The sequence below is a fragment of the Sorangium sp. So ce363 genome (assembly GCF_051520435.1).
In the GTDB taxonomy this organism is placed as follows: domain Bacteria; phylum Myxococcota_A; class Polyangia; order Polyangiales; family Polyangiaceae; genus Sorangium; species Sorangium cellulosum_B.
On sequence record NZ_CP150333.1, the window covers coordinates 5179778 to 5192560 of the forward strand.

The window sequence follows — 12783 nt, forward strand, 5'->3', positions numbered from 1 at the left end:
CGTCACGGCCGGTCGAGGGTGACGACGGGCGACGTCCACGTCTCCCAGTGCGCCTCGTTGTCCGGATCGCCGAGCGCCCGGAGCGCGCGGAGCTTGATCAGGTAATCCCCGTCCGGGACGACGGTGACCCTCCCGTCGAGCTTCGTCGTGCCCTTCCATCCATACCGCGTGACCGCCGTCGCGGACGCGCTCTGACCGACGTGGGACAGCATCAGCGCGCGCCCCCACGGCTTCGCCGTGGTGGCGTCGACGATGTCCAGCGCCAGGAGCTCCGCGCCGTGATCGAGGTGGACGACCACATACGGCATGTCGTCCGACGCCAGCGTGTAGGCCGCGCCGCGCGGCTGCTGGGTCAGGCGCGTCCCGCTCAGCTTGCCGAGCCACGGAGCCCCGGACCCCGACGGCTTGAGGAGGGGCAGGCTCTGGTAATCGCCCTTGAAGCCCGCATACGGCACCCGCAGCAGGCCGTCGGCCGCGCCGCCCCGCGGCGTGAACACGAGGTAGCCGCCGAACAGGCCGCCTTCCGCGAGCGCGTCGCTCGCCGTGACGGTGACGGAGACGGTCGCGCTCCCGGCGGCGGGCACCGTCACGCTCGCGGCGCTGAAATCGACGCGCGCCGCGCCGGTCGTGGCGCTCGCCGGCGCCCAGTGGTCGCCCCCTGTCGCGCACGCCGCGGGCGCGTGCGACAGGTCGTAGGTGACGTCGTGCCCGCTCGAGTTCTCGAGCGTCAGCGTGCGCGCGGCGGGGCCGGCCTCGCTCTCTCCCAGCGAGAGCTTTCCGGGGCTGATCACGGTGGTCGCGCGGATCGCCCGGTCGACGCGGATCACCCCTGCGCCCTGCCGGTGCGCGCTCTCCGGCACGCCGGCGCCCAGATCGCCGCTCCACGGCGCGGGGACCGCGGTGTTCTGGAGGACGTCGCGCACGCGCGCCGCGGACAGCTCCGGGCGCGCGGCGAGCAGGAGCGCGACGGCCCCGGCCACGTGCGGCGCCGCCATCGACGTCCCGCTGAGCGTGTCGTACGAACCTTGCTCGATCGGCACCGTCGAGTAGATCGTGCCGCCGGGCGCGGCGAGATCGGGCTTGAAGGACAGCGCCGCGCTCAGGCCGTGCGAGCTGAAGCGGGAGACGAGGCCCGCGGTGCTGTTCCGCGCGGCCACGGCCCGGTGGGTCCAGCTGTGGGTCACGGGCCCGGCGTCGAGGCGCGCGTTGAGCAGCTCGCCGTCGGCCTGCGCGATCCCCACGACCGGGAGGGTGATCGGAGGGTCGCCCTCCACGGACGGGCTCATCGCCCCGGACCGGTCGTTGTAGAACAGGACGCCGACGGCGCCCGCGGCCTGCGCGTGCGCGGCCTTCTGGTGGAACGAGCAGCCGCCGCGCCGGACGAGCGCTATCTGGCGCGCGAGGCTGCCGGCGGGGAGCTCGGCGCACGCGTCGCGGGCGCTGGTGGTCGTCCCCGTGCGCGCGAGGGCGGCGCTCCCCGAGAGCGGCGCGGGCGGGCTCCCGGCGCCGCGGGTGTAGCCGATCACGGCGTTGCCCGGCGCGACGGTGAACGACAGGGTGGTGACGCGCGTGCTGTCGACGGACGCGGTGCCGATGACCGCCTCACCCACGCCGGGCGCGCCCGCGGCCCAGAGCCCCTTCTCACCGCTGTTGCCGATCGACGCGACGACCACGACGCCGCGCCCGACGAGCGCGCTCGCCGCCGTCGCCGTCGGATAGTCAGGCCACTGGAACGGCGTTCCGATGCTGATGTTGATGACGTGCATGCCGTCGCTGGCAGCCCGCTCCATCGCCTTGAGGATGATGTCGGCGCGCGAGCCGCCGCGGCAGCCGAACACGCGGTAAGCGCCGAAGGTCACGTCCGGGGCCACGCCGTGCACGACCCCGTTCGCCCCGATGATGCCGGCGACGTGCGTGCCATGGCCCAGGCAATCGTCCGGCTCTCCGTCGGGCACGGGCGGCTTGGTCGCGTCACCGGCGACGAAATCGTCGCCGACGAAATCGTAGCCAAACGCCACGCGGCAGCCCGGGCCGAAGCAGCCTCCGAGATCGGGATGATGGTAGTCGATCCCGCTGTCGATCACGCCGACGCGGATGTCCTCGCCGGTCACGCCGAGCTCTCGGCGCACGACGTCCGCGCCCGACATCTCGCCTGCGACGGCGAGGTCCGGGTCGACTGTCGGCGCGGCGCGCGTGGTGTCGAGCTCCACCGGCATCACCGGGTAGACGGCCTTGACCCCGGGCATGTCCACGAGCGCAGCCGAGCTCTCCTGCGCGACCCAGACGGAGAGGCCGTTCCAGAGCTCGTCGAACGAGAATCGTTGTTTGTACCGGAGCCCGCGGGCCGCAGCAGCTCGCCGGAAGAGCTCCCGCTCCTCCTCGACAAGGCCCTTGACGCGGGCGCCCCCGCTGCCCCTCGCGGCCGGCGCTCGCTCGAACTCCACGAACCAGAGCTCCGTGGCCTCCTCCGGCGCGAACGTCGCTTCGCCTGGCTCCGAGTCGTCCGGAGGGACAGTGTCCCGGCCCGCCTCCTTGTCTCCAGTCTCTCCGCTGCACCCTGAAATGGCGAACCAGAGAGATGCCAGAACGAGCCGACAACCACCGCACCTCACACGCCCCTTCCCGCGCGCTCCGATCATCGATTCAGCTATGTTCGATGACGCGAATCGGTCAAGCGCGAGCGGTGCGAGAACGGAGGGCGGCGCGCGCCACTGACCGTCATTGTCGCAGACCATGGAAGAGTGGTTGTTTCAGAGCAGCCGCCCTTTCGGGTCGGGCGTAACGAGAGTTGCGCTGTGCGGCCCTGCCACGCGCGACGGAGCGCGGTGGCGCGGTGGCGCGGTGGCGCGGTGGCGCGGTGGTCACGGAGCCCAGGGCGCCATGAGAGGCGCCCTCGAGAGGTCGTTATCTCGCGATGTCGTCGCTGTCCTGCCATGCCGCGGCGTACGAGCTCGTCGCGCTCCGGAGGCCGCCTCGGCCTCCGGCGGCGCGGGGACGGCCCCGGACGTTGCCGGTCCTCGAGCGCTCGACTAGCGTGGCGCGACTCTCCGGCGCGGGCGGCGCCGGGGCTCGGATGCACGATGACGGTCCTCGAGCGCGCCCTGTTCTCCTTGCACCATCGCCTGGTCCACGTGCCGCGCGTGGGCCGCGTCGCGCGGGCGCTCGCCGCGCAGGTGGGCCCTGCGGCGTCGCTGCTCGACGTGGGCGCGGGCGACGGCACGGTCGCGCTGGAGGTCGCGCGCCTGGTCGGGGCGCTCCGCGTCGTCGGCGTGGACGTGAAGGCGCGTCCCGGGGCGGCGCTGGCGGTCATCGGCTATGACGGCGAGCGCCTCCCCTTCCCCGACGCGGCGTTCGAGGCGGTGCTCCTCTCCGACGTGCTGCACCACGCCGCGCGCCCCGGCGCGCTGCTCGCCGAGGCGCTCCGGGTCGCGTCGCGCGTCGTCGCGCTCAAGGATCACTTCCGGTTCGGCCCGGTCTCGGAGCGCGTGCTGCTCTGGATGGATCTCGCCGGCAACGCCGCGCCCGGCGTCGAGGTGCGGGGCACGTACTTCACGCCGGGCGAGCTCGTCGCGCTCGTGCGCGGCGCGGGTGGCCGCATCACCGGCCTCGAGTGGCCGCTCCGGATCCACGATCTGCCGTTCCGCCTCGTGACCCAGGATCGCCTCCAGTTCGCGGCGCGGATCGAGCGCCTGGCCGCGGGAATCGCGGGAACCGCGGGAGACGCGCGATGACGGAGCTCAGGTCGTTCGTCGTCGGCGGCGCCGGGTTCATCGGGAGCCACCTCACCGATCGCCTGGTCGAGCGCGGCCCCGTGACGATCTACGATAACCTCTCTGTCGGGCGCCGCGCGTTCGTGGCGTCGCACCTCGCCTCCGGTCGCGCGACGCTCGTCGAGGCCGACGCCCTCGATCTGGAGCGGCTCACCGAGTCCATGGCGGGCCACGACCTCGTCGTGCACCTCGCGGCGAACCCCGAGGCGCGCTGGGGGCTCGCGCGGACGCGGCTCGACCTCGATCAGGGCACCATCGCGACGTACAACGTGCTCGAGGCGATGCGACGGACGGCCGTCAGCCGGCTGATCTTCTCGTCCTCCGGGACGGTCTACGGCGACACCGCGCGTCGGTGCGCGGAGGGCGATCTCGGCGCCTTGCCCATCTCGCTCTACGGCGCGAGCAAGCTCGCGGGCGAGGCGCTCATCAGCGCCTACGTCGAGTGCTTCGGCCTCACGGCGTGGATCTACCGCTTCGGCAACGTCGTCGGGCCGCGCGGGACGCACGGCGCGGCGCTCGATTTCCTGAAGAAGCTGCGCGATCGGCGGACGGAGCTCGAGGTGCTCGGCGACGGGCGCCAGTCGAAGCCGTACCTCGATGTCCGGGACTGCGCGGAGGGGATCCTGTTCGGCTTCGACCAGGCCAGGGAGCGGCTCAACCTCTACAACCTCGCGCCCGAGGACGCGACGAGCGTCTCGCGCATCGCGGAGCTGTGCGTGGCGGCGTCGCCCTATCCGGAAGCGGTGATCCGGTATCAGGGAGGCGAGCGCGGCTGGCCTGGCGACGTGCCGCGATCGCGGATGGATCCTGGCAAGCTGGCGGCGCTGGGCTTCCGGGTGCGCCACACGAGCGACGAGGCGGTCCGGATGGCGGTGGAGGCGCTGGCGAGCGAGGTGTTCGGGGGCGAGCTGGCGCGACGAGCGCAGTGAGCGCGCCGCCGCCGCGCGGGTCGGCCGCGGTGGTAGACTCCACGCATGGCTGAGCTCACCCTCTATCTCGGGAACAGGACCTATTCATCGTGGTCGCTCCGGGCCTGGCTCGTCCTGAAGCAGGCTGGCGCCGATTTCGAAGAGGTGGTGATCCCTCTCCGGGCGCCCGGCACACGCACCCTGGAGATCCAGCGTTACTCTCCGTCGGGCAAGGTGCCGGCCCTGCAGCACGGGGCGCTCACGATCTGGGAGTCGCTCGCGATCGCCGAGTACGCGGCGGAGCTCTTCCCCGCGGCGAAGCTCTGGCCGGAGGCGCGCGACGCGCGCGCCGTCGCGCGATCGGTGAGCGCCGAGATGGCGAGCAGCTTCGCCGCGCTCCGCACCGCGCTGCCGATGAACGTGCGGCGGAAGATCCAGGGCGTGGCGATCACCGACGCGGCGTCGCAGGACATCGCGCGCGTCCAGGCGATATGGAACGACTGCCGATCGCGCTTTGGCCAGGGAGGCGAGTTCCTGTTCGGGCGCTTCAGCGTGGCGGACGCCATGTACGCGCCGGTCGCGACGCGGTTCGACACGTACGGCGTCGAGCTCGACGCGGTCTCCCGGCGCTACGTGGCGTCGATCCTCGCGCTGCCCGCGATGCAGGCGTGGATCGCGAAGGCCAAGGAGGAGCCGCACATCATCGAGGAGTACGAGGCCATCGGCGTCGTGGGCATGTAACACGTCAACAAGTAAGTAGAGGCGAGCGCGGCCCACGCCTCGCTCGAGATCACCGGCGGCGCCGCACCACGAAGCGGCGGCCGGCGACGGAAGGCGCTAGACCCGGACATGCCGCACGAACTCGATCTTATCCTCACGATCACGGGCGGGCTGACCGGAGCCCTGGCGCTCGGCTTCGTCACCCAGCGCCTGAGGCTGTCCCCCATCGTGGGCTACCTGCTGGCCGGCATCCTCGTCGGCCCCTTCACCCCGGGGTTCGTGGCGGACAAGCGGCTCGCGGACCAGCTCGCGGAGATCGGGGTCATCCTGCTGATGTTCGGCGTCGGCATGCAGTTCCACGTCCGCGAGCTGCTGGCCGTGCGCAAGGTGGCCGTGCCCGGCGCCCTCATCCAGATCGCGGTCGCCACGGCGCTCGGCGCCCTGATCGGCCGCGCCGCGGGCTGGACGTGGGGCGCGGCGGTCGTCTTCGGCGTCGCCATCTCGGTGGCGAGCACCGTCGTGCTCACGCGGGTCCTCAGCGACAACGACGTCCTGCACACCCCCGCTGGCCACCTCGCCATCGGCTGGCTCGTGCTCGAGGACGTCTTCACCGTGCTGGTGCTCGTGCTGCTCCCCGCCGTGATGGGCGAAGCCGCGGGCGCGGGCGCGGCGGGCGTCGCCATGTCCGTGGGGATCGCGGTCCTGAAGCTCTCCGGGCTCGTGGCGTTCGTCTTCATCGTCGGACGGCGCTTCATCCCCGCGCTGCTGGGGTACGTGGCGAAGACCGGCTCGCGGGAGCTCTTCACGCTGACGGTGCTCGTCGTCGCGCTCGGCGTCGCCGTGGGCTCGGCCATGCTCTTCGGATCGTCGATGGCGCTCGGCGCCTTCCTCGGCGGCCTCGTCGTCGGCCAGTCCGACTTCAGCTCGCGCGCCGCGTCGGAGGCGCTCCCGATGCGCGACGCGTTCGCCGTGCTGTTCTTCGTCTCGGTGGGGATGCACCTCGACCCGGCGCAGCTCGCCGTGGGCTGGCAGCTGGCCGCGGGGACGCTCGCGGTGGTGCTGATCGGCAAGCCGCTCGCCGCGCTCGCGGTGACGGTGCTGCTCCGCCGCCCCCTCCAGACCGCCTTTGCCGTGGCCCTCTCCCTCGCGCAGATCGGGGAGTTCTCGTTCATCCTCGCGGCGCTCGGCAAGAAGCTCGGCGTCCTGCCGGTCGAGGCCGAGCAGGCGCTCGTCGTCGCCGCCATCGTGTCGATCACGCTGAACCCGGTGCTCTTCGGCGTCCGCGATCGCCTCGCGCGATGGACGTCCGCGCTCTTCCAGCGGCGCGACGCCGCCCTCGCGGAGGCCGAGGCCGCTTCGCTGGACGAGCACGCCCACCGCACCGTCGTGGTGGGCTACGGCCCTGTCGGGAAGACGCTGACGCGGCTGCTCCGTGAGAACGGCATCGCGCCGACCGTCGTCGAGCTGAACCTCGACACGGTGAAGCAGCTGCAGGACCAGGGCATCCGCGCGATCTACGGCGACGCCACGCAGCGGGAAATCCTCGAGCGGGCCGGGGTCGGGACGGCGGACAGCCTGCTGTTCACGGCGGCCGGCGCGCCCGGGGACGGGGTGATCGAGCAGGCGAAGGGCGTGAACCCGCGGCTGTTCGTCCTCGCCCGCGCCTTCTACCTGCGCGAGGTGACCGCGCTGAAGAAGGCGGGCGCGGACGTCGTGGTGACCGGCGAGGCGGAGGTCGCGTTCTCGATGACCGAGCGCCTCCTCGTGCGGCTGGGCGCGACGTCCGAGCAGCTCGAACGCGAGCGCGATCGCGTCCGGAGCGAGCTCTTCGGCAGCGGCTCACCAGGGCCTCGCCCCGCGGTGCACGACGCCTGACCCCGCGGCGGGCATTCGCCGCGCCCCGCGGCCCCGGCGCTCCCGAGCGGGACGCAGATTCACTTCGACTTGCCGAGCCAGCTCACCCCGCCCACGACCAGCGTGAGCCCGACGACCTGCTGCCACGTGGCCGGCTCGCCCAGGATGACCCACGAGAAAGCGATCGTGAGCACCGGGCCCAGCGTCGAGAACGTCGCCGCGCGACCCGCGCCGAGACGCCGGATGGCGGCGGCGAGCAGCACGATGGGGAGCACCGTGCTGATCGTCGCCATCGCTGCCGCGTACCCCCACACCGACGCCGGGAGCTCGCCCAGCCTGACCGGGCTCCCCGTCGCCGCGTAGTGCGCGAGCACCATCAGGCACGAGGCCGCCCCGCAGTACGCGGCGAGGCGCGTCGAGCCGACCCTTGAGGCGAGCTTGCCGACGCCGATGTAGTAGAGCGCGTAGGTCACCGAGCTCGCGAACACCCACGCTCCGCCGATGGCGACGGCCCGCACGTCCCCGGATTGCTCGAGATCGTGCCAGACGGCCGCCCCAAGCCCGAGATAACACACGGCGAGCGCTCCCCAGGCCTTGCCGTGCACTGGCTGCTTCAGCCACACCGCGCCGATCAGGAGGACGAGCGTCGGATACACGAACAGGATCAGCCGCTCGAGGCCGGTGCTGATGTACGTGAGCCCGATGAAGTCGAACAGGCTGGAGAGGTAATATCCTAGGAACCCGACGATCAGCACACCTCCCCAGAGGCGAGGCGTCAGGGGCCCTTCGGCCGCGCCGCGCTCCCTGCGGGCGAGCCACAGGAAGAACGGCAGCGCGATGCCCATCCGCAGCGCGAGCAGCGTCACCGCGTCGACGGGGTGCGCGGCGTAGGCGAGCTTCACGAAGATCGCCTTGAGCGCGAACGTCGCCGCCGAGAGGACGGCGAACGTCCGGCCGTCGTCGAGGAGGCCGGTCCGGATCTCGCCCGTCAACGCGCCCACGCTCTCATGAGGGGACATCACATCTGCTTCTCTGCTCTTCACCAGGCTCGCTCCGCCAGGGGACCGGACATCGTCGCCGACAGCCCGCCTCCGGGCCGGCGCGCTCCTCCGCGGGAGGCGCGCCGGCATTGCGCGCAGGAGCGCGCGTTTGCCACCGCACGAGACTGCCTCGGGGTGAGGCGGGCACATTCCACGTAGAGGACGATCTCCTGCTTGGGTAGCGGTCTCGACCTCTCGGGCGCCGGCCTCTCGGGACGCCAGATCGCGCCGCGCTCCCCGGGAGCCTTGGGCTAAGCTCCCGTCTCCCATGACGTCTCCTGCTGGCCCAGGCACCGCCGCGCGCGCTCACGGCGGCGGCGCGCTCGCCTCGTCCGGCGCGCCGCCCGCGCCACCCGTGAAGCGGCCGCGCGCGCCGATCGCGCAGGAGCCCTCCGGCGTCCACCAGCTCGGCGGCTCGTTCCTCCAGATCGCCGCCACGGTGGGCGGCATGGCCGTGCTCGCGGGCAAGATCGCGGCGCGCGTGGCCACGCTCCGCGTCGACGGCGCCGAGTTCATGCGCAACCTCTACCGGATGGGCGTCAAGTCGATGCCCATCGTCGTCGTGACCGCCCTCTTCACCGGCGCGATCATGGTCATCCAGGCGGCGCCGCTGGTCGAGCGCTTCGGCGCGCACGGCCTGCTCGGCTGGGGCGCCGGCTTCGGCACGCTCCGCGAGATCGCCCCGCTGCTCACGGCGCTCATGATCAACGGCCGCGTCGGCGCCAACAACACCGCCGAGCTCGGCACCATGGTCGTCACCGAGCAGATCGACGCCCTCCGCGTCCTCGCGATCGACCCGGTGAGCTTCCTCATCGCCCCGCGCTTCCTCGCGATGGTGCTGACGCTGCTCCTCTCGGTGATCTTCGCCGACGCGCTCGCCCTGCTCGGCGCCGCGCTGACCGGCGACCTCCTCCTCGGCGTCGCCCCGGCCGTCTTCTACAACGGCCTCACGAGCGGGCTGCTCGACATCGGCGACGTCATGAGCGGCCTCGTCAAGAGCGTCGTCTTCGGCGTCGTGCTCGCGCTCTCGAGCTGCCAGTACGGCCTCGGCGTGACCGGCGGCGCGCCCGGCGTCGGCCGCGCCGTCAACGCGACCGTCGTCGCCTCGGCCGCCGGCATCTTCATCCTCGACTACTTCGTCTCCTTCACGCTCGACTGATCGGCGGCGCCGCGCATGCCCTCCCCGGACAAGAGCTCCTCCGACCGCCCGAGCGCCGGCCCGCCCTCGAGCGAGCTCAGGGATCTCGCGCCGGAGGCGTCCGGCGTCGCCGCGATCGGCGCCGCCGCGCTGTCCCTCTTCCAGTCGGCGCGCGAGCTCTACTCGGTATTTGTAAGGACGCTTTACTACTGCGCGAAGGGGCGCCGCGAGCCGGGCGCGGTGCTCCAACAGATGTACGAGATCGGCAACAAATCGCTGTTCTTCCTGACGGTCGTGATGGGCTTCATCGGGATGATCATGGTCTTCCAGGCCGGCCAGCAGGCGAAGCGGGTCATCCCGGATCTGACCATGCTCGGCGCGACGTACCTCGAGCTGCTCGTCCGCGATCTCGCCGCGTCGATCGCCGCGCTGATGCTCGCCACGCGGGTCGGCGCGGGCATCGCCGCCGAGATCGGCTCGATGGTGGTGACCGAGCAGGTCGACGCGCTCCGCATGTGCGCGGCCGATCCGATCGACTACCTCATCAAGCCGCGGTTCATCGCGAGCCTCCTCATGACGACGTGCCTCATCGTCTGGAGCGCCGCGGTCTCCTTCACCACCGGGATGGTCACCGCGTACAGCATGTTCGATGTCAGCCCCGAGACGTTCATGAACGTCAGCCTCGTCGACGCCGGTGATCTCGCGACCGGCCTCGCGAAGTGCGTGGCCTACGGCGCCGCGATCCCGGTGGTCTCCGGCCACTCCGGGCTGTCGACGTTCGGCGGCAGCGAGGGCGTGGGCTGGGCGACGACGCGCGCGGTCGTGAACTCCTCGCTCGCGGTCATCGTGCTCAACATGCTGATCTCGGCGGCCGCTTTCCTGATCTTCCGCTAGGCGGGCGGCCCCGCCGCGCCGCGCCGGCGCCTCACTCGATCGGCCCCTCGGCGCTGCCGGTGATGAACTGCTGCACGACCGGATCCGGCGAGCCCTGGAACGCCGCGCGATCCCCGAGCAGGCGCACCAGACCTTGATAGAGCATGACGACGCGGTCGGCGATCGTGAAGATGCTCACGAGGTCGTGGCTCACGACGATGCTCGTCACGCCGAGCGTATCGCTGAGCTCGCGGATCAGCTTGTCGACGCGCCGCGCGCTCACCGGGTCGAGGCTCGTGGTCGGCTCGTCGAAGAGCACGTAGCGCGGGTCGAGCGTGAGCGCGCGGGCGATGGCGACGCGCTTGCGCATCCCGTCGCCGAGCTCCGGCGGGAAGCGGTCCCCGAACTCGCGCATATGCACCTGCTCGAGCCGCTTCCGCGCCTCCGCGAGCGCCTCCTTCGGCCTGAGCCCCTTGTGCTTGCGGAGCGGGAGCGCGACGTTCTCGGCGCACGTCATCGAGTCGAACAGCGTCGAGTGCTGGAACACCATCGCGCACTTCATCCTCACCGGGTACATCCGGGCCTCGTCGAAGCGGCTCACCTCCTCTCCGTCCAGCCAGATCTCCCCGCCGTCCGGATAGAGCAACCCCACGAGGTGCTTGATGAGCACGCTCTTCCCGACCCCCGACTGCCCGATGATGAAGAACACCTCGCCGTCCTCGACGTCGAACGAGACATCCTTGAGGACATCTTTGGGGCCAAAGGATTTTCGGACATTTCGGAACGAAATCATCGCGGTCTGGGGATAGTGGATAGAGGAGAGAAGCGGAGAAAAGCGAGGCGAGGCGAGAGAAGGCGAGAGGAGGAGAAGCGAAGAAACGAGCAAAACGAAGAGAAGCGCGGTTGCGTCAAAGCAATGGCTGCGCGAAGCGTCACGCCGCCCGCTGGAATATCGCGCTGCGGCAGGTGGATCCTGGCCTATTTCCCTCCCCCGGCCGCCGCCAGATCGGAGAAGATAACGAACTCATGGCAAGCCCGCGATCGATCGAGGTCAAGGTCGGGATCCTCATCCTGACGGCGCTCGGGCTCCTCGCCACGTTCATCCTCGTGATGGGCGGGGTCAACTTCCAGCCGAAGTACTCGATCTACGTCGAGTTCGACAACCCGGGCGGCCTCCAGACCGGGGCGCCGGTGAAGATCGCCGGCGTGGAGATCGGCAAGCTGAGCGAGATCCACTTCAGCGGCGGCAAGCTCGGCAAGGACGGCAAGCGCGAGCCGCTCGTGCGGATCCAGCTGCGCCTCGAGGAACGCTACCAGCAGAGCATCCACGACAACGCCACGTTCTACGTCACCACGCAGGGCGTGCTCGGCGAGCAGTTCCTCGCGATCGAGCCCGGCTCGACCGATCGGCCGGTGATCCCGCCGAACGCCGTCGTCCGGGGGCTCGATCCGCCGCGCCTCGACATGCTGCTCGCCGAGGGATACGAGCTCCTGCACGCGACGGTCTCGGCGATGCGCGAGCACCGCGAAGAGGTCGGGGAGGCGTTCGACGGGCTCCGGAAGACGCTGAAGGGCACCGGCGACTTCATGCACCGAAACCAGGATCGGCTCGATCGCATCGCCGAGAACGTCGAGCAGATGAGCGTCGACGGCACCGATCTCGTGAAGGACGCCCGGCAGCGGTACGTGAACAACCCGCAGATCGACCGCATCCTCGCGAACACCGATCAGCTGACCGGGACGGCCGCGCGCGATCTGCCGCCGCTCATGGCGGACGCGCGCGAGACGCTGGCGAACGCGCGCCGCCTCTCGACGACCGTGGGCGGCGAGACCGAGCAGGTCAAGATCAGGAAGACGCTCGACGACATCGCCGAGATCGCGGGCAGGGCGAGGGCTGCGACGGCCGACGCCCAGGAGGTCCTCGCCCACGTGAAGCGCGGCAAGGGGACGGTCGGCGCGCTCGTGATGGATGAGCAGCTGTTCGACGACCTGCAGGAGCTCGCGCGAGACCTCAAGCACAACCCCTGGAAGTTCTTCTGGCGCGAGTGAGCGGCGCCGCGCGCGTCCTGCAGGGCGCGCCGCCGCGCGACCGCGCTCCGCGCGCCGGGCCGATGACCCGGGCGTGAGCGCGATGTACGTCCGTGGGCCGTCGGGTCCCCGTCGGCCCTGACGGCCGCTCAGGCCAGCTTGACCAGCGGGGCGCCTTCCGTGACGGCGGCCCCCTCGGTGACGAGGATCTCCTCGACCGTCCCCGCTTCCTCAGCCTCGACGGGCATCTCCATCTTCATGGACTCGAGGATGACGACGACGGTCCCCTCTTCGACCTCGTCGCCCGGCTTGACCTCGATCTTCCAGACCGTACCGGTGATGTGCGCCTTGATGACGTTCGCCATGGGCGCGCGACGCTACCGGAGAGCCACCGAGAATCCAACGGGGCCGTGGTGAGCGACGATGCCCGCCATCGGGCGGCCCCTTCTTCC

At 71.3% G+C, this 12783-nt stretch carries 11 protein-coding genes; 7 read left to right on the forward strand and 4 right to left on the reverse strand.

The annotated features are described in order from the left end of the window. Positions 1-2: 2 nt before the first annotated feature. Positions 3-2639, reverse strand: coding sequence for a S8 family serine peptidase (locus WMF12_RS19645; RefSeq protein WP_437873075.1), 2637 nt, complete (start codon positions 2637-2639; stop codon positions 3-5). Between the two features lie 441 nt (positions 2640-3080). Here WMF12_RS19645 and WMF12_RS19650 point away from each other — a divergent pair, with 441 nt between their 5' ends. The 4 genes from WMF12_RS19650 to WMF12_RS19665 all read left to right on the forward strand — a co-directional run bounded on the left by WMF12_RS19650 (position 3081) and on the right by WMF12_RS19665 (position 7273). Next, positions 3081-3731, forward strand: coding sequence for a class I SAM-dependent methyltransferase (locus WMF12_RS19650; protein ID WP_437873076.1), 651 nt, complete (start codon positions 3081-3083; stop codon positions 3729-3731). Beyond that, a complete protein-coding gene (locus tag WMF12_RS19655) occupies positions 3728-4699 on the forward strand; it encodes an NAD-dependent epimerase/dehydratase family protein (protein WP_437873077.1) in 972 nt (323 codons plus the stop codon). Before WMF12_RS19650 ends, WMF12_RS19655 begins: the two co-directional genes overlap by 4 nt. A gap of 45 nt (positions 4700-4744) precedes the next feature. After that, the gene (locus WMF12_RS19660) at positions 4745-5419 is read left to right on the forward strand and encodes a glutathione S-transferase family protein (protein WP_437873078.1); all 675 of its coding nucleotides are present in this window, start codon (positions 4745-4747) and stop codon (positions 5417-5419) included. Between the two features lie 108 nt (positions 5420-5527). Further along, positions 5528-7273: a cation:proton antiporter gene (locus tag WMF12_RS19665; protein WP_437873079.1), complete on the forward strand. Its 1746-nt coding sequence runs from the start codon at positions 5528-5530 to the stop codon at positions 7271-7273. Between the two features lie 59 nt (positions 7274-7332). On the opposite strand, the gene WMF12_RS19670 is transcribed toward WMF12_RS19665, so the two are convergent. After that, positions 7333-8271: a DMT family transporter gene (locus WMF12_RS19670; protein WP_437873080.1), complete on the reverse strand. Its 939-nt coding sequence runs from the start codon at positions 8269-8271 to the stop codon at positions 7333-7335. A gap of 289 nt (positions 8272-8560) precedes the next feature. Here WMF12_RS19670 and WMF12_RS19675 point away from each other — a divergent pair, with 289 nt between their 5' ends. Together WMF12_RS19675 and WMF12_RS19680 are read left to right on the forward strand one after the other, a co-directional pair. Next, positions 8561-9451 carry an MlaE family ABC transporter permease gene (locus tag WMF12_RS19675; RefSeq protein ID WP_012236325.1) on the forward strand — a complete coding sequence of 297 codons (891 nt, stop codon included), beginning with the start codon at positions 8561-8563 and terminating at the stop codon, positions 9449-9451. 15 nt (positions 9452-9466) lie between these two features. Continuing rightward, positions 9467-10324, forward strand: a complete 858-nt coding sequence (locus WMF12_RS19680; RefSeq protein ID WP_012236326.1) for an MlaE family ABC transporter permease — start codon at positions 9467-9469, stop codon at positions 10322-10324. A gap of 31 nt (positions 10325-10355) precedes the next feature. Here the strand turns inward: WMF12_RS19680 and WMF12_RS19685 are convergent, their stop codons facing one another. After that, complete coding sequence (locus tag WMF12_RS19685; RefSeq protein WP_437747183.1) at positions 10356-11096, reverse strand: ABC transporter ATP-binding protein; 741 nt, start codon at positions 11094-11096, stop codon at positions 10356-10358. Positions 11097-11329: 233 nt separating this feature from the next. On the opposite strand from WMF12_RS19685, the gene WMF12_RS19690 reads away from it, so the two are divergent. Beyond that, a complete protein-coding gene (locus WMF12_RS19690) occupies positions 11330-12352 on the forward strand; it encodes an MlaD family protein (protein ID WP_437747184.1) in 1023 nt (340 codons plus the stop codon). A 128-nt stretch (positions 12353-12480) separates the two neighbouring features. On the opposite strand, the gene WMF12_RS19695 is transcribed toward WMF12_RS19690, so the two are convergent. Then, a complete protein-coding gene (locus WMF12_RS19695) occupies positions 12481-12696 on the reverse strand; it encodes an acetyl-CoA carboxylase biotin carboxyl carrier protein subunit (RefSeq protein WP_012236329.1) in 216 nt (71 codons plus the stop codon). Positions 12697-12783 lie beyond the last annotated feature (87 nt).